The sequence below is a fragment of the Brevundimonas sp. Bb-A genome (genome assembly GCF_009394735.1).
Taxonomy (GTDB): domain Bacteria; phylum Pseudomonadota; class Alphaproteobacteria; order Caulobacterales; family Caulobacteraceae; genus Brevundimonas; species Brevundimonas aurantiaca.
Map to the genome: position 1 here is coordinate 2202228 of NZ_CP045456.1, position 20875 is coordinate 2223102.

General features: G+C 67.6%; 20 protein-coding genes. 5 read left to right on the forward strand and 15 right to left on the reverse strand.

From position 1 onward, the window contains the following. Nucleotides 1-246: 246 nt before the first annotated feature. The 5 genes from rpmF to lipA form a co-directional block, all read right to left on the reverse strand. The gene (gene rpmF / locus BSP_RS10830; protein ID WP_054765894.1) at nt 247-429 is read right to left on the reverse strand and encodes a 50S ribosomal protein L32; all 183 of its coding nucleotides are present in this window, start codon (nt 427-429) and stop codon (nt 247-249) included. Nucleotides 430-562: 133 nt separating this feature from the next. After that, nucleotides 563-1114, reverse strand: a complete 552-nt coding sequence (locus BSP_RS10835; protein WP_054765895.1) for a sugar O-acetyltransferase — start codon at nt 1112-1114, stop codon at nt 563-565. Continuing rightward, nucleotides 1111-2226, reverse strand: coding sequence for an NAD(P)/FAD-dependent oxidoreductase (locus tag BSP_RS10840; RefSeq protein WP_054765896.1), 1116 nt, complete (start codon nt 2224-2226; stop codon nt 1111-1113). The genes BSP_RS10835 and BSP_RS10840 overlap by 4 nt, the downstream gene beginning before the upstream one ends. Next, on the reverse strand, nt 2223-2675 hold the full coding sequence (locus BSP_RS10845) for a type II toxin-antitoxin system RatA family toxin (protein ID WP_054765897.1): 453 nt from the start codon (nt 2673-2675) through the stop codon (nt 2223-2225). Before BSP_RS10845 ends, BSP_RS10840 begins: the two co-directional genes overlap by 4 nt. Nucleotides 2676-2682: 7 nt before the next feature. Continuing rightward, entirely contained in the window at nt 2683-3645 is a 963-nt protein-coding gene (gene lipA, locus BSP_RS10850) for a lipoyl synthase (protein ID WP_054765898.1), read from the reverse strand. Nucleotides 3646-3828: 183 nt separating this feature from the next. Between lipA and BSP_RS10855 the strand changes: the two genes are divergently transcribed. After that, complete coding sequence (locus BSP_RS10855) at nt 3829-5382, forward strand: AMP-binding protein (RefSeq protein ID WP_152950343.1); 1554 nt, start codon at nt 3829-3831, stop codon at nt 5380-5382. A gap of 6 nt (nt 5383-5388) precedes the next feature. Here BSP_RS10855 and ygiD read toward each other — a convergent pair whose 3' ends face one another. The 3 genes from ygiD to BSP_RS10870 all read right to left on the reverse strand — a co-directional run bounded on the left by ygiD (nt 5389) and on the right by BSP_RS10870 (nt 7763). Beyond that, nucleotides 5389-6147, reverse strand: a complete 759-nt coding sequence (gene ygiD / locus BSP_RS10860) for a 4,5-DOPA dioxygenase extradiol (RefSeq protein ID WP_082382701.1) — start codon at nt 6145-6147, stop codon at nt 5389-5391. Between the two features lie 4 nt (nt 6148-6151). Next, the gene (wrbA, locus tag BSP_RS10865; protein WP_054765900.1) at nt 6152-6754 is read right to left on the reverse strand and encodes an NAD(P)H:quinone oxidoreductase; all 603 of its coding nucleotides are present in this window, start codon (nt 6752-6754) and stop codon (nt 6152-6154) included. 151 nt (nt 6755-6905) lie between these two features. Next, entirely contained in the window at nt 6906-7763 is an 858-nt protein-coding gene (locus BSP_RS10870) for a M15 family metallopeptidase (protein WP_054765901.1), read from the reverse strand. A 135-nt stretch (nt 7764-7898) separates the two neighbouring features. On the opposite strand from BSP_RS10870, the gene BSP_RS10875 reads away from it, so the two are divergent. The 3 genes from BSP_RS10875 to BSP_RS10885 are packed head-to-tail and all read left to right on the forward strand — an operon-like array spanning nt 7899 to nt 10713. After that, a complete protein-coding gene (locus tag BSP_RS10875; RefSeq protein WP_054765902.1) occupies nt 7899-9257 on the forward strand; it encodes an MFS transporter in 1359 nt (452 codons plus the stop codon). Next, on the forward strand, nt 9254-10048 hold the full coding sequence (gene mazG / locus BSP_RS10880) for a nucleoside triphosphate pyrophosphohydrolase (protein WP_082382702.1): 795 nt from the start codon (nt 9254-9256) through the stop codon (nt 10046-10048). The genes BSP_RS10875 and mazG overlap by 4 nt, the downstream gene beginning before the upstream one ends. An 8-nt stretch (nt 10049-10056) precedes the next feature. Beyond that, nucleotides 10057-10713 carry an HAD family phosphatase gene (locus tag BSP_RS10885; protein WP_054765903.1) on the forward strand — a complete coding sequence of 219 codons (657 nt, stop codon included), beginning with the start codon at nt 10057-10059 and terminating at the stop codon, nt 10711-10713. Between the two features lie 3 nt (nt 10714-10716). Here the strand turns inward: BSP_RS10885 and BSP_RS10890 are convergent, their stop codons facing one another. The 7 genes from BSP_RS10890 to dusB form a co-directional block, all read right to left on the reverse strand. Beyond that, entirely contained in the window at nt 10717-12357 is a 1641-nt protein-coding gene (locus tag BSP_RS10890; protein WP_054765904.1) for a Na+/H+ antiporter, read from the reverse strand. Nucleotides 12358-12360: 3 nt separating this feature from the next. After that, nucleotides 12361-13674, reverse strand: a complete 1314-nt coding sequence (gene hflX, locus BSP_RS10895) for a GTPase HflX (RefSeq protein ID WP_054765905.1) — start codon at nt 13672-13674, stop codon at nt 12361-12363. After that, nucleotides 13675-13920 (reverse strand): RNA chaperone Hfq, encoded by a 246-nt coding sequence (hfq, locus tag BSP_RS10900; RefSeq protein ID WP_054766962.1) that lies wholly within the window; start codon nt 13918-13920, stop codon nt 13675-13677. A 104-nt stretch (nt 13921-14024) separates the two neighbouring features. Next, nucleotides 14025-14888 (reverse strand): D-amino-acid transaminase, encoded by an 864-nt coding sequence (locus tag BSP_RS10905; protein WP_054765906.1) that lies wholly within the window; start codon nt 14886-14888, stop codon nt 14025-14027. Next, nucleotides 14888-16294 (reverse strand): sigma-54 dependent transcriptional regulator, encoded by a 1407-nt coding sequence (locus BSP_RS10910; RefSeq protein WP_152950344.1) that lies wholly within the window; start codon nt 16292-16294, stop codon nt 14888-14890. The genes BSP_RS10905 and BSP_RS10910 overlap by 1 nt, the downstream gene beginning before the upstream one ends. Nucleotides 16295-16304: 10 nt before the next feature. Further along, complete coding sequence (locus tag BSP_RS10915; protein WP_152950345.1) at nt 16305-18572, reverse strand: PAS domain-containing sensor histidine kinase; 2268 nt, start codon at nt 18570-18572, stop codon at nt 16305-16307. Continuing rightward, nucleotides 18569-19624 (reverse strand): tRNA dihydrouridine synthase DusB, encoded by a 1056-nt coding sequence (dusB, locus tag BSP_RS10920; RefSeq protein WP_054765909.1) that lies wholly within the window; start codon nt 19622-19624, stop codon nt 18569-18571. The genes BSP_RS10915 and dusB overlap by 4 nt, the downstream gene beginning before the upstream one ends. Nucleotides 19625-19717: 93 nt before the next feature. On the opposite strand from dusB, the gene BSP_RS10925 reads away from it, so the two are divergent. After that, nucleotides 19718-20872: a bifunctional 2-C-methyl-D-erythritol 4-phosphate cytidylyltransferase/2-C-methyl-D-erythritol 2,4-cyclodiphosphate synthase gene (locus BSP_RS10925; RefSeq protein WP_054765910.1), complete on the forward strand. Its 1155-nt coding sequence runs from the start codon at nt 19718-19720 to the stop codon at nt 20870-20872. Nucleotides 20873-20875 lie beyond the last annotated feature (3 nt).

A 20875-nucleotide genomic window follows, 5' to 3' on the forward strand; every position in this document is an offset into this window, starting at 1 on the left:
TAGGATCCGCGGGCGCTGGAGCGGCCTGAGGCGTCGAGGCCGGCGCGGCGGGCTTCGGCGCTGGTTCCTCTCGACGTTCACAGGCGGAGAGAGTCAAAAAAGCGACAGTGCTGACGGCGGCGAAACGGATCATCGACGAAGTCTCCCGAACAAGCTTCGCCGCCATGAACGCACGAAAACGGCGCGCGGATCACCGCGCGCCGTAAATCTCTTTGTCCGGTCGGCGACCGGGCCGGGAGGAAAAGACTAGTCTTCCTTCGGCGTCAGAACCTGACGGCCGCGATAGGTGCCGGTCTTCAGGTCGATGTGGTGCGGGCGCTTCAGCTCGCCGGTGTCCTTGTCCTCGACATAGACGTTCGAGGTCAGGGCGTCGTGGGCGCGGCGCATGTTGCGACGCGAGGGGGATACTTTGCGCTTCGGAACGGCCATGTCCGTCTCAATCTTCTAAGTCGGGCGCCGCCCAGAGCCGAAGCCTGTCTGGCGCGAAAACAATAGCGGCGGCCCACCGGACCGCCACGCGAGGCGCGGCTTATGCATGAACCGCGCGACGATTTCAAGGCGTTTAAGCGGGCGTCAGGCGGCGGACGATCTTGGCCGGATTGCCGACCACCACGACGTCCGCCGGAACGTCTCGGGTCACCACGCTGCCCGCCCCCACCACAGCCCGATCACCGATGGAAACTCCCGCAAGCACGATCGCGCCGCCGCCGATCCAGACATCGTCGCCGATGACGATGGGCCGGGCGGATTCCCGTCCCCGTCGTTCGGCGGCGTCCAGCGGATGTTCGGGCGTCAACAGCTGTACGCCGGGACCGGCCTGGAAGTTGTCGCCGATTCGGATCTCGGCGCAGTCCAGAAACACGCTGTTGGCGTTGACGAAGGCGTTCGACCCGAAATGGATATTGACCCCATAGTCGCAGTAGAAGCCCGGCATGATGATCGCCGCGCCGTCCGACGCCCGGACCAGTTGGTTGACCAGGGCGCGACGCCGGTCTCGATCCGGTTCGGCGTTGATGGCGACGGTCAGGGCCACGGCGCGGGCGCGGCCGTCGCGCAGGTCCGGATCGCCCGGATCATAGGGCAGGCCGGCCAGCATCTTTTCTCTTTCTGTCATGCGGCCTCCGTCAGGGCGGCGGCCACGGCCTCGCCGATGGCCAGGGAGCTGGTCAGACCTGGGCTTTCGATGCCGAACAGAGCCATCAGCCCCTCCATGCCGTGGCGCTCGACCCCGTGCAGTTGGAAGTCCGGCTGCGGCTCGCCAGGCCCGTGCAGCTTGGGCCGAATGCCCGCGTAGTCCGGGGTCAAAGCTCCATCAGGCAGCCCCGGCCAGAAGCGACGGATATAGCCGGCGAACTCTTCCGCCTTGGCCGGATCGACCGAATAGTCCTCGCTCTCGACATAGGCCAGGTCCGGGCCGAACACCGCCTGACCACCCAGGTCCTTGCGATAGTGGGTGCCCAGGGCGCCGGGAATCGGCGGCGGATAGATCAGCCGGTCGAACGGCGCCTTGCCGACCAGCCGGAAATAGACGCCCTTGCCGAAATGGCCGGCGGGGATGTCCTCTGCCGGATAGCCCTCGATCGCCGCCGCCACGGCCTGGGCCGCCAGACCGGGCGCCGTGACCAGCAGACGGCTGGAGACCGCCATCGCCCCCTCCCCGCCCACGCGGATCGTGAAGCCGCCGCCCGGCAGGGGCTCTGCGCCCTCGAACGGGGCCGAAACCACGACCGATCCGCCCGCATCCTCGATCTCGCCCTGCAGGGCCAGCATATAGCCGTGGCTGTCGAACAGGCCGCTCTCGGGCGACAGGATGGCGGCGTGGGCGTTCAGTTCCGGCTCCAGCGCCCGCGCCTGGGCGCCGGTCAGGTGGTCCAGCCCCTCGACCCCGTTCGCCGTCGCCTGTTCGAAGATGGCCTCGATCCGCTCGACCTCGGCCTCTTCGGTCGCCACGACCAGCTTGCCGCACTTCCAGTGATCGATCTTGTGAGTGGCCAAGAAGTCGTAAAGCGCCCGCCGCCCCTCGACGCAGAAGCGGGCCTTCAGCGAAGCGGTCGGATAATAGAGGCCGCCGTGGATCACCTCGGAATTGCGCGACGAGACGCCCTGGCCGACATGGCCTTCCTTCTCCAGCACCAGCACCGTCAGGCCCCGTTTCGACAACGCCCGACCGCAGGCCAGGCCTACGGCCCCGGCGCCCACGACGGTCGCGTCGAAATCGAAACTCATCGCCTGCCGTACCTCCGCATCGCCTCGGCCTCGAAACAGCCGATCAGCTTTTCCACCGCCCGGTCGAAATTGGCCGACAGCATCAGATCCAGCATGCGGGACTTGAAGGCGAAGTCGATCATGAACTCCAGCCGCGTCCCTTCGGGATGCGGGAAGAACTCCCACCGGTTCTTCAGATGTTTGAACGGCCCTCGCAGCAGACCGACCTCGACCTTGGGCGCATTGCGATCATGCCGGACCCAGGTGGAGAACCGCTCCTTCAGGAAGGAGAAGCCCACCCCCGCCTCGGCGTCCAGCACGGTCACGCCCTCGCCTTCGGCCCGCGCGTTCCAGACCCGCATCGAGGTGACCCAGGGCACGAAGTCGGGATAGGCGCGCACATCGGCGACCAGATCGGCAAGCTGTTCGGGCGCATAGGGAAGAATGCGCGTTACGCGGTGGACGGCCATACGGAATTTAGCGGCGCAGCTGCGCCTCGCGCGCGGCCTTCAGCCGGGCGAAGTCGTCGCCGGCGTGGTGCGACGAACGGGTCAGCGGCGACGACGACACCATCAGGAAGCCCTTGGCCCGGGCGATCGCCTCATAGGCCTTGAACTCTTCAGGGGTCACGAACCGGTCGATGGCGGCGTGTTTGCGCGTCGGCTGCAGGTACTGGCCGATGGTGATGAAGTCGACGCCGGCGGACCGCATGTCGTCCATCACCTGCATGACCTCTTCCTTGGTCTCGCCCAGGCCGACCATGATGCCGGACTTGGTGAACTGGTTCGGGTCGCGCTCCTTGACCATCTGCAACAGGCGCAGGCTGTGGAAGTAGCGGGCGCCGGGCCGGATCTTCAGATACAGGCGCGGAACGGTCTCGAGATTGTGGTTGAAGACGTCGGGCTTGGCGTCGATCATCACCGCCGCCGCCCCGTCCTTGCGCAGGAAGTCAGGCGTCAGGATCTCGATTGTGGTGTTCGGCGCCTGGAGGCGGATCTGGCGCACCACCTCGGCGAAGTGAGCCGCCCCGCCGTCGGCCACGTCGTCGCGGTCGACCGAGGTGATCACCACATGGTTCAGCCCCATCTGCGACACCGCCAGCCCGACCTTGCCCGGCTCCTCCGGGTCCAGCGGCTGGGGCAGGCCCGTCTTGACGTTGCAGAAGGCGCAGGCCCGCGTGCAGGTGTCGCCCATGATCATCAGGGTGGCGTGCTTCTGGCTCCAGCACTCGCCGATATTCGGGCAGGCCGCCTCTTCACAGACCGTGTGCAGCCCCTTGGAGCGAACGATGTCCTTGGTGTTGTTGTACTGGCCCGATCCGGGCGCCTTGACCCGCAGCCAGTCGGGCTTTTTCAGAACCACCGACTCCGGACGGTTCTGCTTCTCCGGGTGGCGCAGCTCCGACGGCTTGCGCTGAAGGGTGTCGATCAGGGTGACCATGGGCGGTATTTCGGCCTTCCCGCGCCCAATGGCAAGCCAAAGGCGGTTACAGATGATGGCGCGCCCGATCGCCGCCCCGGGAACTCACGCGACGTTACGCATCTTTTCAAGACGCCGTTGCGTCATTATTGACGGACGCCCGACAACAGAGAGGGCCTGTCGCGCCCTCCGCAGGAGACGCGTTTGCGCCAGGATCTGGACCCTTCGCTGTACGAGACCTCGCTGATCGACGCCCTGATCGAGGCGCGCGCCCGGTTCGGGGACAAGGAGATCCTTGAGGACCAGGATCGCCACCCCCTCACCTACACGGGCTTGATCCGCGCCGCCTTCGTTCTTGGCCGCAAGATCGCGAAGATGACCGAGCTGGGCGAGCGGGTCGCCATCCTGCTGCCCTCGTCCATGGGCGTGGTCGTCACCTTCTTCGGCCTGCACGCCCACGGCCGCGTGCCGGTCATGCTCAACTTCACCGCCGGCGAGGCCAATCTGAAGGCCGCCATCAAGGCCTCGGGCGTCAAGAAGGTCCTGACCGCCAAACGCTTCATCGACCAGGCCAAGCTGGACGACCTGATCGCCGAACTGAAGACGGTGGCCGAAATCGTCTGGCTGGACGACGTGCGCAAGACCATCGGGCTTCAGGACAAGCTGTACGGCCTCGCCGCCGGCGCCGCGCCAAAGCGGTTCCGCGTCAAGACCGACCCTGACGCGCCGGGCGTCGTCCTGTTCACCTCGGGCAGTTTCGGCACGCCAAAGGGCGTGGTTCTGAGCCAGAAGAACCTGGTCGCTAACGCCCGACAGGTCGCGGCCCATATCGACCTTCTGCCGGAATGGGTGATGTTCAATCCCCTGCCGACCTTCCACTGTTTCGGCCTGACCGGCGGCGTCGTCCTGCCCCTGCTCCAGGGTCTGAAGGCCTTCCAGTACCCTTCGCCGCTTCACGCCAAACAGATCACCGACCTGCTGCCCCAGGTGAAGGCGTCCATTCTTTTCGCGACCGACACCTTCCTCAGCCAGTACGCCCGGGTCGCCGAGCCCGGCGACTTCGCCACCCTCAAATTCGCCGTCGCCGGCGCCGAAAAGGTGCGCGAGGAGACCCGCAACCTGTTCAACACCAAGTTCGGCGGCGTCGAACTGCTGGAAGGCTACGGCGCGACCGAGGCCTCGCCTGTGGTGGCGGTCAACCATCCCGACCGCAACGCCCCCGGCACGGTCGGTCAGATCCTGCCCGGCATGGACTGGAAGCTGGAGCCGGTTGAAGGAATCGACGAGGGCGGCCGGCTGTTCCTGAAGGGGCCCAACATCATGAGCGGCTATGTCACGGCCGCCGAGCCCCTGGCCTGGGATGCGGTGGGCGACGACTGGCTGGACACCGGCGACATCGTCGATGTCGACGCCGAGGGCTATGTCACCATCAAGGGGCGCGCCAAACGCTTCGCCAAGATCGGCGGCGAAATGGTCTCCCTCACGGCGGTCGAGAGCATAGCCGGTGCGGTCTGGCCGGACCAGCGTCACGCCGTCGTCTCCATTCCAGACACCCGAAAGGGCGAAAAACTGGTCCTGGTCACCGACCACGCCGGGGCCGAGGTGGCGCCCCTGGCGGAATGGGCCCGCGCCAACGGCGCGCCTGAGCTGATCGTCCCCAAGAAGATCGTCAAGGTCGCCGAGGTCCCTGTCCTGGGCACCGGCAAGACTGATTATGTGACGATCCAGAAGATGGTCGAGGGCGACAAGGCGGCGTGATCGGGCTCACCCGATCCGCACCCCCGTCATCGAGATCGAACCGCCGTCGATCCGGTCGTTGAAGAAGCTCACCGCCTCCCCGACCGCCTGCTGGGCGGCCACATAGAGCACGGGCAGGAAGTGCTCGTCGGTCGGCACGCTCAGCTGGGCGTCCTCGGCCAGACCGACCCAGTCGATCAGGGCCTCATGGTCGCCGCGCTCGAACGCCGCCTTCACCGCCTCATTGAACCCGGTCGCCCAGGCGTAGGGTTCTGCCCCTTCCTCGCGCTTCCAGGTGCGCAGATTGTGGACGAAGTCGCCCGAGCCGGCGATCACGATTCCCTCGTCCCGCAGCGGTCTCAGGGTCCTGCCCAGCTCGTAATGCTGGCGCGGCGTCAGCTCGCGGTTCAGCGACAACTGGACCACCGGCACATCGGCCTCTGGCCAGACATGGCAAAGCACCGACCAGGTCCCGTGATCCAGGCCCCACTGCGTCGTCTGCACCGCCCCGGTCAGGTCCGCGACTCGGGCCGCCAGGGCTGGCGAGCCGGGCGCGGGATACTGCATCTCGTGAAGTTCGCGCGGGAAACCACCGAAATCATGGATGGTCTCGGGCTTCTCCTGCGCCGTGACGCCCAGCCCGCGCGTCTCCCAGTGGGCGGAGATCATCACCATCCCCTCGGGCTTGCCCACGGCCTCGCCCAGGTCGCGCCAGGCGGCCCCGTAGGGACCGCCCAGGGCGTTCATCGGCGAACCGTGACCGAAGAAGAGCGCGGGCTGGCGCATCGGATCAGCCGTGCAGCTTCTTGGCCAGTTCGGCGATATGCTTGCCCTGGAAACGGGCGCCGTCCAGCTCGATCTCGCTGGGCATGCGCGAGCCGTCGCCGCCCGTGATCGTCGTCGCCCCATAGGGCGAGCCGCCGTGCACCGCGTCCAGGGTCATCTGGGCCTGGAACGAATACGGCAGACCGACCACCGGCATGCCGTGGTGCATGAAGAAGTTGTGCAGACCCTGGAAGGTGGTCTCCTGACCGCCGTGCTGGGTCGCGGTGGCGGTGAAGGCGCCGCCGATCTTGCCGATCAGGGCGCCGGTGAACCACAGGCCGCCGGCCTGGTCCAGGAAGGCGCGCATCTGAGAGGCGGCCGAGCCGAAGCGGGTGCCGGCGCCGATGATGATGGCGTCATAGTCCTTCAGGTCGTCGATCTTCGCGATCGGCGCCTTCTGATCCAGCTTGTAGTGCGAAGCCTTGGCCAGCTCTTCCGGCACGGTCTCCGGCACGCGCTTGATGTCGACCACGGCGCCTTCGACCTGACGCGCGCCTTCGGCGACGGCTTCGGCCATGATTTCCAGATGGCCGTAGGTCGAGTGGTAGAGGACGAGAATCTTGGGCAAGGGAGGACTCCGTTGAATGTCACGGCCGTCATTCGCAACAACGACCGTTGCTAACTTGGCGTCTCGCTTGACGCCATGCAAGCCCCCTCTCGGCTTTCGCGATGGTTTCGGTCAAAAACTGAAATGAAAACCGGAGGCTCGTCCAACCGGCTCAGGGCGCGAACGAAGGATCCCAGGGCCGCACATATTCCCAGTGCCAGGGTTCATAGACATAGGGGACGAAGCCGAACCGCCCGGCGTTGGCGACCAGCCAGCGATAGGTCGCCCCGCGCGCCATATATTCGCGACTGGCCGCCGCCGTCGAGTCGACGCCCCGGCCCGGCGCCTGGCCGACGTACAGATCGACCGCCGCGCCCGTCCGGTGGGGCGAACAGACGGCGCGGCGCAGGCCGTCGCAATTGCCCTGCTGGGCGCAGCGGGCGGCGTCCGCCTCGGGGTCCCGGAAGCCTGAGAAGATCTGCAGCAGTTCGGGATCGGCGGCGATCTCGGGAACCTCTGCCCGTGCGGCGGCGACCATCCGGCGATAGGCGTCCAGCACGTCACGCCGCAACAGCCGGGTCAGCCGGTCGGCGTGCTCTTCTGACGCGACCAGATAGCCCAGTTGGTTGATCGGCGGCGGATCAGGGCATTCGCCACGGATCCGCGCCATCACGAAAGGCCGCCGCTCCTGCCACAGCCCGCGCAACACCTGGAAGGTCCCGGCGTCGAACAGGCCTGTCGGCGCCAGGCCGTGGGTCTGCTGGAATCCCGCCAGTTGTGAGGCGAAGACCGGCGTACCGGGGCCGCACTGGGTGTGCAGCTCCTGCTGGATCAGGGGCGCATAGGCCATCCACCCAAATTCTGTCGCCCCGAACGGCGCCCACTCCAGTCCATAGGCCGAGGCCGCATTGGCCAGGGCCTCCTCGCCCCAGACGTCGGCGTTGGTGTGGCAGGGCCCCGCCGCGCGCGCTACGCCGGCGAAGGCCAAGACCAGCCAGAGAGTCAGGAACGCGAGACAGCTTCGCCACATGCCCCCAGCAAGCCTCAAGCGGCCCTCAGGAGCAAGCGCGCAGACGGCCGTCCGCCCGAATCCGACTCCGCTCCCGCGTCCAAACCTGCAATCTTGCGTCGGCCCGACTCATCCGGGCTGTCCCGGACCCGTCGCATGACCGCCGCCGCCGCGCCCCGTCGCTCCAACGCCGTGCTCGCCGCCTTCTCCGGCCCCTGCCTGCCGCTGGCGGCCTTCGGCGTGGCCCTGCCCGTCACCCTGCCGGAGTTCTACGCCACCTATGTGGGTCTGGAGCTGGGCGTGGTCGCGACCGTCTTCATGGCCGTGCGGCTGATCGACATCGTCTTCGACCCCTTCCTCGGCTGGGGCATGGACAAGACCCGGACCCGTTTCGGTCGCTACCGCCCCTGGATGGCCCTGGCCACCCCCATGCTGATGCTGGCGGCCCTGATGATGTTCGTCCTGGTCCAGCCGGGCGCCCCGGCGGTCTATCTGTTCGGCTGGCTGCTGTTCCTCTACCTGGGCTTCTCCATCGGCACCCTGGGCCAGCTGGGCTGGGCCGCCGTCCTTGCGCCCCAGTATGACCAGCGCAGCCGCGTCTACGGCTGGTGGCAGGTATTCAACATCATCGGGGTGGTGCTGATCCTGGTTCTCCCGACCGTGGTGGTCCAGACCGGCATCGGAACCTATGCCGACGGGGTGCGGATCATGGGCTGGGGCATCATCATCGCCCTGCCGGTCACCATCGGCCTGGCCATGGTCGCCGTGCCCGAGCCCGTCACCGCCGGGGACCAACCGCACGGCAGCCTCGGCGCCTATCTGGCCCTGCTGAAGACGCCCGTGGTGCGCAAGCTGCTGATCGCCGATCTGCTGCTGGGCGTGGCGCCGGGCATCACCGGTTCGCTGCTGTTCTTCTTCTTCGGCCAGATCCGCGGCTACGACCACACCGAGGCCGGGCTCTTCATGCTGTTCTATTTCGTCGCCGGCCTGTGCGGCGCTCCCTTCTGGGCCTGGCTGGCGACCCGTGTCGGCAAGGACCGGGGCCTGGCGATCGCCAGCCTCGTCTCGGCCGTCCTCTATATCGGCGCCACCCTGGTCCCCGGCGGCAATTTCGCCCTGACCGCCGTGGTCATGTTCATCGCCGGCCTGCCCTACGCCGCCGGCCTGTTCCTGACCCGCGCCATGATGGCCGACGCCGGCGATCAGGAGCGGTTCGAGACGGGCGTCGACCGCACCGGCCTGATGCTGTCCATCCTCTCGGCCACCACCAAGATCGGCCACGTCCTCGCCCTGCTCCCCTATTTCGTCCTCGAAAAGGTCGGCTTCCGCGCCGTGCCCGGGCCGAACGGCAACAGCGACACCTCCCTTCTGACGCTTCAGATCCTGTTCATCGCCGTCCCCGGCCTGCTTCTGGCCCTGACTGCCTGGGTGCTGAAGAACTATCCGCTGACCGCCGCGCGCCATAACGAGATCCGCAAGGCCCTGGACGCCCGCGACGCGGAGGCGCGGGCATGAGGCCGATCGACCGGCTTCTGTCCATCATGGAGCGGCTGCGCGACCCGGACGGCGGCTGCCCCTGGGACGTGGAGCAGACCTTCGCCACCATCGCCCCCTATACGATCGAGGAGGCCTACGAGGTCGCCGACGCCATCGAGCGTAACGATCTGGTCGAACTGAAGGGTGAACTGGGCGACCTGCTGTTCCAGGTCGTCTTCCACGCCCGCATGGCCGAGGAACAGGGCCTGTTCGCCTTCGACGACGTGGTCACGGCCATCGCCGACAAGCTGGAACGCCGCCACCCCCATGTCTTCGGCGACGAAGCCCAACGGACTTCAAAAGAACAGACCGTGGCCTGGGAAGCCATCAAGGCCGCCGAACGCAAGGACCGCAAGAAGCCCGGCGTCCTCGACGATGTCCCCGTCGGCCTGCCCGCCCTGACCCGCGCCGCCAAACTGACCAAACGCGCCGGCCGCGTCGGCTTCGATTGGCCCTCGACCGACGAGGTGTTCGACAAGCTGGCCGAAGAGGTCGAGGAGCTGCGCGTCGAGATCGCCGCCGGCGATCAGGCCAAGGCCCGCGAGGAGCTGGGCGACCTGCTGTTCGTCGTCGCCAACCTGGCCCGCAAGCTGGATGTCGAGCCCGAGGATGCGCTCCGCGCCGCCAACGCCAAGTTCGTGCGCCGTTTCGGCTTCATCGAGGCGGAACTGGCCAAGTCCGGCCGCACCCCCGACCAATCGACGCTGGAGGAGATGGACCGCCTCTGGGACGCCGCAAAGGCGGCCGAGAAGGCCGGCTCGTCCTCCTGAGCCGCCGCATGACCTACGACCTGATCATCTTCGACTACGACGGCGTGGTCGCCGACAGCGAGGTGCTGAACAGCACCGTCATGGCCGAGCAGCTGACCGCCATCGGCCTGCCCACCAGCCTGGACGATGTCCTCGCCGCCTATACGGGCCGGCGCTGGCGCGACAACCGGCCGGTGGTCGAGGCGGCCCTGGGCCGGCCCTGCCCGGAGGATTTCCACACCACCTGGTTCGCTGCCTGCCGGGCCCGCGCCCCGCTCCATCTGAAGCCCGTGCCCGGCCTGATCGACTTCGTCGCCGCCCGGTCCGAGGCGCGCTGCATCGCCTCGTCCAGCGGCCCTGACTGGATCGGCGTCGGCCTGGACCTGTTCGGCCTGACCGATCATTTCGACGGCGCCGTCTTCACCGGCCTGGCGGTCGAGCGCGGCAAGCCCCACCCCGACATCTTCCTGCACGCCGCCGAAAGCATGGGTGTCGATCCGGGCCGCGTCCTGGTCATCGAGGACAGCGAGGCGGGCGTCACAGCCGGGGTCGCCGCCGGCATGACGGTGGTGGGCCTGACCGCCGGAGGCCATGTCCGCGACGGCCACGCCGACCGTCTGGTCGCCCGCGGCGCCCACCATATCGCCGACAGCTATGCGGCGGTCGCGGCCTTCATGGACCGCTGAGCGTCAAAGGTAGCGCAGTTCCTGCAGATCGACCTCGCGGATCATCTTGCGCGCCGTCACCTCGTCCAGCCGGCGTAAGCGCGCCATCCGGCCGAGCTCTTCCCGCTCCGCCGCGAGCGCCGCCAGCCAGAGCTTGCGCTCCACCTGATCGATCTTGCGCGCCACGGCCGCGTCGTCTTCTTCGGTGCGGGTATGGGTCTCGATGCGGCGGCGATAGATCTCCATGATCCGACTGGCGACGTCGGAATAGAGGTCAGGGTTGGCCTTGCCCTCGGCCATGGCGTGGGACGCATCCTCCAGGGCGCGCAGGGCGGCCGAGGCGGCAGCGACGCGCCCTCTGTCCTCTTCCCGCTCCTGTGACGGTTCGGGGGGCAGCTCCACCCCCTTCATCAGACGCGGCAAGGCGAAGGTGGCGAGCAGCAGGGAGACGATGATCACCCCAGCCGCCAGGAAGATCGCCAGATTGCGGGACGGCATCGGCGAGCCGTCCGCGAGGAAGAAGGGCACGGTCAGGATGCCCGCCAGGGTGATGGCGCCCCGCACCCCCGCCAGAGACATGACCATGGTCAGCCGCAGTCCGACCTTGGGCGGCGGCCCGCGATGGCGGCGCCGAAACAGGGTCAGCCTCAGCGACGTCCACACCCAGACGAAACGCAAGGCCGCTAGGGCCGCGACAATGGCCAGGACATAGACAGCCAGCCACCAGACCTCGGGCCGGCTGGTGCCCCGCACCACCTCGGCCGCGCGCGCCATTATGGAAGGCATCTGCTGGCCCAGAATCACGAAGATGATGCCATTGGCGACGAACTGGACCGTGTCCCACACCACCCCGCGCCGGATACGGGTCATGGCCAGGGACTGGCCGCCTACGCCGCCGCCCCGCTCGGTGAAGCTCATGGTCACGCCCGCCGCCACGGCGGCCAATATGCCCGACGCCCTCAGCTCTTCCGCGACCAGATAGGCGGCGAAGGGGATCAGCAGGCTGACCAGGATCTGCGCCCCGACATCCTCGCCCCAGCGCCGACTGACGAAACCCTTAACGTAGCTGATGGCGATTGTGACCAGCACGCCCGTCGCCACCCCGACCACAGACAGCCAGGCGAAGGTCGCCACCGCCCCGCCCAAGGAAAAGGCGCCGGTGGTCGCCGCCACGACCGCGATCCGCATACAGGTCAAGCCCGTGGCGTCGTTCAGCAGCGACTCCCCTTCCAGAATATGCATCAGCCGCTTGGGTATCGGGGCCCGCGCAGCGATGGCCTGGACGGCGATTGGGTCGGTCGGAGACAGGATCGCCGCCAGGGCGAAGGCCACCGGCAAGGGCATCTCGGGGATCATCCACCAGATCATGAAGCCCAGGCCGATGACGGTGAACAGCACCAGCCCCAGGGCCAGTTCCAGGATCACGGCCCGGTCGCGAAACAGGGCCTCCTTGGGGATGCGCCAACCGTCCAGAAACAGCAGGGGCGGCAGGAACAGCAGAAAGAAGATGTCCGGCTTCAGATCGACCGTCGTCCCGGTCGCCAGGACGATGGCGGCCCCCAGACCGATCTGCACCAGCGGCAGGGCGATACGGGTGATCCGCGCGACCGATCCCGACACCACGACGGCCAGAAGCAGCAGCAGGACGGTCTCGATCAGATGCATGGTTCAGTCGGTCAGGCCGGGATACAGGCGCTCGAACCGCCCCAGGGCGGCAGGATGAAGCCTCACTGTGACATGGGTGCGGCCATCCTCCTCCGCGTCCCGCCTCGTCACCCGGCCATGTTCATAAAGCCAGGCCAGCGCCTCGCCCTGTTCGGGCGACAGGGTCAGGCGCGTCTCCGGATCGTCGTCGATCAGGCCGGCGATGGTCTGGCGCAGGCGTTCGATCCCCTCGCCCGTCCAGGCCGAGACGGCGACCGCCTCGCCGTCCTTGGCCAGACGTTCGGCCTGACCAAGAATGGTTTCGTGGGCCTCCTCGTCCAGCAGGTCGATCTTGTTCCAGACCTCCAGCACCCGGCGGGTCTTGCCCTCGGGGGTCTCGATCTGTTTCAGCACGGCCTCGACGTCCTTGGCCTGGGCGTCGCTGTCGGCCGAGGCGATGTCGCGGACGTGCAGGATCAGATCGGCCTCGCCGACCTCTTCCAGAGTGGCGCGGAAGCTTTCGACCAGTTCGTGCGGCAGGTCGGAGATGAAGCCGACCGTATCGGCCACAATGGCCGGGCGGCCCTGCGGCAGGCGGATGGTGCGCTGGGTCGTGTCCAGGGTGGCGAACAACAGATCCTTGGCGAAGACCTCCGATCCCGTAAGCCGGTTGAACAGGGTCGACTTGCCGGCGTTGGTGTAGCCGACCAGGGCGATGGTCGGAAACGGGACCTTCTGGCGCTGTTTGCGATGCAGGCCGCGCGTGCGGCGCACCTCCTCCAGCTCGGCCTTCAGCCGCACGATCCGGTCGGCGATCAGACGCCGGTCCAGCTCGATCTGGGTTTCGCCGGGACCGCCGGTCGAGCCGGTGCCGCCGCGCTGGCGCTCCAGGTGGGTCCAGGTCCGCACCAGGCGCGACCGTTCATAGTCGAGTCGGGCCAGTTCGACCTGCAGCCGGCCTTCCTTGGTCCGCGCGCGGCGGCCGAAGATTTCCAGGATCAGGCCGGTGCGGTCGATGACCTTCACCTCCCACGCCTTCTCCAGATTGCGTTGCTGCACCGGGGTCAGGGCGTCGTCGATGACGGCGACATCGGCCTCGGCTGCCCGCATCAGGGCGGCCAGCTCCTCGACCTTGCCGCTTCCGAACAGGGTCGCTGGCGCGACCTTGCGGACGCGCACGATCTCCTCGCCGCGGATATCCAGGTCCAGGGCGCGGGCCAGGCCGGACGCCTCCTCCAGCCGTTCTTCGGCGAGACGCGGCGATTCGGACCGGCCGTCAGGGTGGATGACGACCGCCCGCTGAACCGGGGCGGCGTGATCAATCAGTTTTTGGGTCAATCAATCGTCTTCGGCGTCGGGCTCGTACAGCTGCACGGGCGCGGACGGCATGATGGTGGAGATGGCGTGCTTGTACACCAGCTGGGACTGGCCATCGCGGCGCAGCAGCACACAGAAGTTGTCGAACCAGGTCACGATTCCCTGCAACTTGACCCCATTGACCAGGAAGATGGTCAGCGGCGTCTTGGTCTTGCGGACCGAGTTGAGGAAGGTGTCCTGAAGGTTCTGGCGTTTGTCTTGCGACATGGCAGGTTTTTCCTGTTCTTGGTTGTTCGTCGCCATGGGAGCGGCGTCGGGGCCGAACGGGCCGGCAGCGACCTTAGACGCCGCCTCCCCGCTCCGGCAACGCCCTAAATGGCCTCTCGACGCGCGCGTTCAAGATAGAGCCGCCGCAGCTTCAACGTAATCGGCCCCGGCTTGCCGTCCCCGATCTTGGTTCCGTCGATCGAAATCGCGGGGGTCACGAAAGCGCCGGCGGCCGTGAAGAAGGCTTCGCGCGCGCGCTTGACGTCCTCGACGCTGAAGGGGCGCTCGTCCAGTTCGAGGCCCTGTTCCTCGATCAGGGTCATCAGGGTGGTGCGCGTGCAGCCCTTCAGGATGTTGGCCTGGGTGTCGCGGGTGCGCAGCTTTCCGTTCTCATCCACGATCCAGGCGTTGGTCGAGGAGCCTTCGGTCACGAGGCCCATGTCGTCGACGAACCAGGCCTCATAGGCGCCGGCCTCCCGCGCCGCCTGTTTGGCCAGGATGTTCGGCAAGAGCCCCACCGTCTTGATGTCGCAGCGTCCCCAGCGGATGTCCGGCTGGGTCAGGACGGCGACGCCCTTTTTCGCCTGAGCTTCTCCTCGTGCGGGCGAGATGGACTTGGCGGTGACGATGACGCTGGGCGGCGTCCCCGGCGCGGGAAAGGGATGGTCGCGCCGCGCCGTGCCGCGCGTGACCTGCAGGTAGACGATGCCGTTCTTCACCCGGTTGCGCCGGATCGTCTCGCGCAGCACCCGCGTCAGGGCGGCGACCGACATGGGAATGTCGATGCGCAGTTCATTGAGGCTGCGATGCAGCCGCGTCATATGGCCGTCGAAATCCGCCAGCCGACCGTCGAACACGGACCAGACCTCATAGACCCCGTCGGCGAACTGAAAGCCCCGATCCTCCACATGGACCACGGCTTCGCCGTGCGGCTGATAGGTTCCATTCACATAGGCGACGCGGGACATCAGTCGGCCTCGTCCTCATCTCCGCCTCGCGCCGGAGAGACACCCAGCGACTTCAGCTTTCTATGCAGAGCCGACCGCTCCATGCCGATGAAGGCGGCTGTGCGGGAAATGTTGCCGCCGAAGCGCATGATCTGGGCGGCCAGATACTCGCGTTCGAACACCTCGCGCGCTTCGCGCAGCGGCAGGGCGATGGTGCGCTCCGCCCCCAGGCTGGAGGAAGGGCTGTTCGAGGTGGCGACCTCCTGCGGCAGCATGTCGGCGGTGATCGGCTCGTTCGGATCGCCTGTCGCCAGGATCAGCAGCCGCTCGATGTTGTTGCGCAGCTGGCGGATGTTGCCCGGCCAGGGATGGACCTGAAGCACCGCCACCGCGTCCTCGCCGACGATCCGGCGCGGCAGGCCCTGGGACGCGCTGATGGTCTCGACGAAATAGTCGACCAGTTCGGCGATGTCCTCGCGCCGCTCCGACAGGGCCGGCACCCGGATCGGCACGACGTTCAGGCGGTGGAACAGGTCCTCACGGAACCGGCCTTCGGCAATCTCCGTCTTCAGGTCTCGCGAAGTGGATGTGACGACGCGCACATCGACCTGCACGTCCTGTTCGCCGCCGACCCGACGGAAGCGCTGATCCACCAGAACCCGCAGGATGCGGCTCTGACTCTCACGCGGCATGTCGCTGATCTCGTCCAGATAGAGGGTGCCGTTGTGCGCCCGCTCGAACACCCCGATCTTGCGCGGCCGGCCGTCCTGTCCCTCTTCCCCGAACAGTTCGACGTCCAGTCGCTCGGGCGTCATTCCGGCGGCCGAGATGGCGACGAACTCGGCGCGCGCGCGCGGGCTGGCTTCGTGGATCTGACGCGCCACAAGCTCCTTGCCCGACCCGGCCGGACCGGAAATCAGCACCCGGCTGTTGGCCTGGGCCACCTTGGCGATGGTGCTGCGCAGGGCCTGGGCCGCCTGGGAGCGGCCGATCAGGCCGGACGGCGTCATCGTCTGCGCGCGCAGACGGCGGTTCTCGCGTTTCAGCGTCGCCGCCTCGATCGCCCGCTCGACCACCACCACCAGCCGATCCGACTTGAACGGCTTTTCGATAAAGTCATAGGCGCCGCGCTTCAGCGCGGTCACCGCCGTCTCGATATTGCCGTGGCCCGAGATCATCACCACCGGCAGGTCGGGGTCGATCTCCTTGACCACCTCCAGCAGTTCCAGCCCGTCCAGACCGCCGCCCTGCATCCAGATGTCGAGGATCGCCAGCGACGGCTTCCGTGCGCGGATCGCCGCCAGGGCCTCGTCGGAATTGGCGGCCACGCGCACGGCGTGCCCCTCATCCTCGAGCAGGCCCGAAACCAGATCGCGGATGTCCGCCTCGTCGTCGACGACCAGAATGTCGGAACCGGTAGGTCGCATCTTGCCTCGCTTATTCGGCGACGACGCTCTGGAGCTTGCGCTCCGTCGCATCGCCGGTCTTGCCGTGGGGTTTCAGGGGGAAGATCAGGCACACGCGGGCGCCGCGCAGGGTCTCGGCGTCCGCCAGCTTCAGCTCGCCGCCGTGGTCCTCGCAGATGCGTTTGACGATGGCCAGGCCCAGGCCCGTGCCCTTTTCGCGCGTGGTCACATAGGGTTCGATCAGGCGATCGCGGTCCTTGGCGGGAAGGCCGACGCCGTCGTCCTCCACCACAAAGACGGCCGTCTCGTTCTCGATGATCAGGGAGGCGATGATGGCCGCCGCATCGGGTCCGGACGCTGCGCCTTCGGCGGCACGCCGCGCCGCCACGGATTCGCCCGCGTTCTTCAGGATGTTGACCAGCGCCTGTCCCACCATCCGGGCGTCGCACCGCAGGCTCGCCTTGGGCAGGGGCTCGATCAGGTCCACGCCGATGTCCGCGGCCGCCACCCGCTGGGCGAAAACCGCCTCTCGCAGCATTTCGGCGGGGTTGGCCGCCCCGAAACGCGGCGCGGGCATGCGGGCGAAGGACGAGAATTCGTCCACCATCCGGCCGATGTCCCCCACCTGGCGGATGATGGTGTCGGTGCAGCGGTCGAAGATCTCCACCTCGTCCACCTTGTCCCTGTATTTCCGCCTCAGCCTTTCAGCCGACAGTTGGATCGGGGTCAGGGGATTCTTGATCTCATGGGCGATACGCCGCGCCACGTCGCGCCAGGCGGCGTTGCGCTGGGCCGTGACCAGCCGGGTGATGTCGTCGAAGGTCAGCACCATCTCGCCGCCCTGACCGCCCTCGATGCGCACCCTCAGACGCAGGGTCTCGCCTTCGCGGCTCAGATCTATGTCCTCTTCGATATGGGCCTCGACCCGTCCGACCAGATCGCTGAGCTCGGGCGACAAGGTCGCCAGTTCACGGCCGAGAACCTCGGCTTCTTCGATGTGCAGCAGTTGCAGGGCGCTGTCGTTGATGGCCGAGATTCGTCCGCGCCGATCCAGACCGATCACCCCGGCGCTGACGCCGGACAGCACTGTCTCGATGAAGCGGCTGCGATCCTGGGCGTCTTCGCTGGCCGCCTTCAGCGCCGACTGCTGGGCCTGAAGATCGCCCGTCATACGGTTGAAGGCCTCCGACAGGGTGGCGATTTCACCCGGCGCCCCGTCGCTGTCCACCCGGGCGCTGAAGTCGCCCGCCGCCACCTGACCGGCCGCCTTCACCAGCCGCCCGATCGGGGCCGAAATACTGCTGGCCGCCGACATGCCCAGCCAGACCGCTCCAACCAGGACCAGCAGGGCGGTCTCCAGATAGCTGAGAATGAAGGCCGATTGGATCCGGGCGCGGCTCTCCTGGGCTTCGCGATAGGCCTGGATCGACTGGCTCGAAGCGTTCATTCGCGCCACCAGACCGTCCTGCAGCGGCCGCACCAGATAAAGATAGGCGTCGCCATAGGCTGGCAGGGCGATCAGGGAGCGCACGGTGTCCGGGTGCTGGGTCACGTCCGTCGGCGGCTTGCCGCCCTGGACGGCGTCTTCCAGATAGGAGCGCGGCGGAGCCAGATAGGGCGGCGCCCCCGGTCCTTCCGCTCGCGCCAGCACCTCCCGATCACCGTCAAGAATATAGATCGCGGGATAGCCGAAGATGTCTCCGATCTGGGCCAAGGCGTCGTTGAACTGGATCCGGTCGTCGAACAGGCCGCGGGCGCTGGTCAGTTGATCCGCGATCGTGACGAGATCCGCATCGACGGCTGTGGCGACGTCCTGGATGTAGGCGCGCCCGACCACGGCGCCGTTTTCGACCGAGGCCTGGACGTTCTGACTGAACCATTGATCGACCCCCCGCGTCACGAGCACACCGAAGACCAGGGCGATGAGAACCGCCGGAATCACCGCCACCGTCGAGAACAGGGCCACGAACCGCAGGTGCAGGCGCGAACCCGCTTCGCTGGTGCTGCGGGCTAGGACCAGGACGCGACGTCCCACGATGAAGGCCAGACCCGAAATCAGGATCAGATTGGCGATCAGGACGAACAGCACGATCTGACCGGCCGATCCTCGCGCAGCGCCGGCGCTGGCGCCCGGCGCCACCGCGACCAGCCATACCGCCGCCGCCGTGATGATGACGGCCAAGGCGTAGGCTAAACCGAAGCCCGCCCGCGCCCGCTCGGTTTCAAAACGCCCCCAGAACGACTCGTCGCCCGACGAAGGGTCGGTGCGAGAGGTCACGGCTGAGGGCGTATCCGTCATGCCACAGCAGTGTCCGCGAACTGTGGCGGCGTTTCAACAGCCGAATTGAAACAGTCAGGTAAATTTCGCCGCCACAGCCCCGCCATTTCCTGCTCGACGGCCGCGGGATCGTCCAGGCGGCAAATTCTTGCCTTGGCCTCGCGACGGTGTTGCGGATCGGCCGGCCAGGGCGCCTGTTCGATGTACCAGCCCAGATGTTTGCGGAACATCTTCAGCCCCAGCGGCAGGCCGTAGAAGTCGATCGAGGCCCTCAGATGGTGGATCACGATCGCCAGTCGCGCCTCCGGCCCCGGCTCCTGGGGCGCCGTCACGCCGCTCAGCGCCTGTTCCAAATGGGCCGCCAGCCAGGGCCGGCCGTAGACGCCTCGTCCCAGCATCAGACCGTCGGCGCCGGACCGCTCAAGGGCCGTGCGCGCGTCTTCAGGCGTGACGATGTCGCCGTTGACGATGACGGGAATGCGAACGGCCGCCTTTACGGCGCCCACGGCGTCCCAGTCCGCCCTTCCGGTATAGAACTGCTGGCGGGTTCGTCCATGGACCGTCACAGCCCTCACACCGAGCGCCTCGGCCCGCACAGCCAGATCCGCGGCGTTTCGGCTGTCGTCATCCCAGCCCAGCCGCATCTTGACCGTGACCGGACGGCCGGTGGCCCTCACCACGGCCTCCATGATGCGACAGGCCAGGTCAGGCGTCCGCATCAGGGCCGATCCGGCGGCCGAACCCGTCACCTCCTTTGCGGGACAGCCGAAGTTCAGATCGACGATGTCCGCACCGGCCTGTTCGGCCATGCGCGCCCCCTCGGCCATCTGGCCCGGATCCCGCCCGACCAACTGGATCACGGTCAGCGGCAGGCCCGCGCCCACGGCGGCGCGCCGCACCACGTCGGGCCGAGCCCGCGCCAGCTCCTTGGCCGCCACCATCTCGGTCGCCACATAGGCCGCGCCCAGTTTGGAGGCTAGGATGCGGAACGGCAGATCGGTGACGCCGGTCATCGGCGCCATCAGCACGCGGCCGGGCACGGTGACGTCGCCGATGGTCAAGGACTTGGACATTCCCGCCTTTCGCCGCATTGCGCGCCCTTTCGTCAAGCGCGACAGCGGCGGATTGACGGTTTCCCCGCTGAACGTCGCGCTCTAGAAGACGTCATGATCTTCTCAGCCATCATTGTCGCGGCCGGTTCCGGAACGCGGGCCGGCGGCGAAAAACAGTGGCGGACCCTGGGCGGAAAGCCGGTTCTGCGCTGGTCCGCCCAAGCGCTTCTGGACGCCGGCGCCCAGGAGCTGGTCGTGGTCGTAGCCTCCGACGCTCGGGATCGCGCCGCCGAGGTGCTGGACGGGCTGACGGGGTGGCGCGCCGTGGTCGGCGGGACGACGCGGGCGGAGTCCGTTCGCGCAGGACTGGCGGCCCTCACCTGTCCCGGCGACCAGCCCGTGCTGGTCCACGACGCCGCCCGCCCGCTGTTGGACGCCCCCGTCATCGCCCGCGTCGTCGCCGCCCTGGATCAGGCCGACGGCGCCCTGCCCGTCCTGGCCGTCGCCGACAGCCTGCGCCGGGGATCGGACGGGCTGATGGCCGAGGCGGTGGACCGCGAGGACCTCTGGCGGGCCCAGACCCCTCAGGCGTTCCGCCGTGGGCTCCTGGAATCGGCCTATGCCGCCTGGAACCCGGCCGAGACCCCGACCGACGAGGCCGTGGTGGTGCGCCGTCACGGCGGCCGGATCGCCCTGGTCGCCGGCGACGCCCGGCTGATGAAACTCACCTATCCCGAGGATTTCGCCATGGCCGAGGCCCTGCTGTCGCAAGAGACCCGTTACCAGTCCCGCATGGGGACGGGTTTCGACGTCCATCGTTGGGGCCCCGGAGAATCAGTCTGGCTGTGCGGGATCGAAATTCCTCATGATCAGACCCTGATCGGCCATTCGGACGCCGACGCCGGGCTGCACGCCTTGACCGACGCCCTGCTGGGAGCGATCGCCGCCGGCGACATCGGCGATCATTTCCCCCCCACCGACCCGAAGTGGAAGGGCGCCGCCTCCGACCAGTTTCTGATCCACGCCGCCGAATTGGTGGCGGCGCGCGGCGGCCGCATCGTCAATGTTGACGTGACCCTGATCTGCGAACGTCCGAAGGTGAAGCCGCACCGGCAGGCCATGCGCGAACGGATCGCCGATCTGCTGGCCTTGCCGCTGGACTGCGTCAGCGTGAAGGCCACCACATCCGAAGGGTTGGGCTTCACCGGCCGAGGCGAAGGCTTGGCCGCCCAGGCGGCGGCGACGGTGGAGATGCCGGTCTCGGCCTGATCC

What these genes read in the sequence shown, in the direction of transcription:
- BSP_RS10890 (WP_054765904.1), bottom strand. Translation starts at nt 12,357, where the DNA reads ATGCATCTGATCGAGACCGTCCTGCTGCTGCTTCTGGCCGTCGTGGTG.
- mazG (WP_082382702.1), top strand. Translation starts at nt 9,254, where the DNA reads ATGAGGCCGATCGACCGGCTTCTGTCCATCATGGAGCGGCTGCGCGAC.
- BSP_RS10875 (WP_054765902.1), top strand. Translation starts at nt 7,899, where the DNA reads ATGACCGCCGCCGCCGCGCCCCGTCGCTCCAACGCCGTGCTCGCCGCC.
- ygiD (WP_082382701.1), bottom strand. Translation starts at nt 6,147, where the DNA reads ATGCGCCAGCCCGCGCTCTTCTTCGGTCACGGTTCGCCGATGAACGCC.
- BSP_RS10885 (WP_054765903.1), top strand. Translation starts at nt 10,057, where the DNA reads ATGACCTACGACCTGATCATCTTCGACTACGACGGCGTGGTCGCCGAC.
- rpmF (WP_054765894.1), bottom strand. Translation starts at nt 429, where the DNA reads ATGGCCGTTCCGAAGCGCAAAGTATCCCCCTCGCGTCGCAACATGCGC.
- BSP_RS10915 (WP_152950345.1), bottom strand. Translation starts at nt 18,572, where the DNA reads ATGACGGATACGCCCTCAGCCGTGACCTCTCGCACCGACCCTTCGTCG.
- dusB (WP_054765909.1), bottom strand. Translation starts at nt 19,624, where the DNA reads ATGTCCAAGTCCTTGACCATCGGCGACGTCACCGTGCCCGGCCGCGTG.
- BSP_RS10835 (WP_054765895.1), bottom strand. Translation starts at nt 1,114, where the DNA reads ATGACAGAAAGAGAAAAGATGCTGGCCGGCCTGCCCTATGATCCGGGC.
- BSP_RS10905 (WP_054765906.1), bottom strand. Translation starts at nt 14,888, where the DNA reads ATGTCCCGCGTCGCCTATGTGAATGGAACCTATCAGCCGCACGGCGAA.
- BSP_RS10870 (WP_054765901.1), bottom strand. Translation starts at nt 7,763, where the DNA reads ATGTGGCGAAGCTGTCTCGCGTTCCTGACTCTCTGGCTGGTCTTGGCC.
- hfq (WP_054766962.1), bottom strand. Translation starts at nt 13,920, where the DNA reads ATGTCGCAAGACAAACGCCAGAACCTTCAGGACACCTTCCTCAACTCG.
- BSP_RS10910 (WP_152950344.1), bottom strand. Translation starts at nt 16,294, where the DNA reads ATGCGACCTACCGGTTCCGACATTCTGGTCGTCGACGACGAGGCGGAC.
- BSP_RS10925 (WP_054765910.1), top strand. Translation starts at nt 19,718, where the DNA reads ATGATCTTCTCAGCCATCATTGTCGCGGCCGGTTCCGGAACGCGGGCC.
- BSP_RS10840 (WP_054765896.1), bottom strand. Translation starts at nt 2,226, where the DNA reads ATGAGTTTCGATTTCGACGCGACCGTCGTGGGCGCCGGGGCCGTAGGC.
- BSP_RS10845 (WP_054765897.1), bottom strand. Translation starts at nt 2,675, where the DNA reads ATGGCCGTCCACCGCGTAACGCGCATTCTTCCCTATGCGCCCGAACAG.
- lipA (WP_054765898.1), bottom strand. Translation starts at nt 3,645, where the DNA reads ATGGTCACCCTGATCGACACCCTTCAGCGCAAGCCGTCGGAGCTGCGC.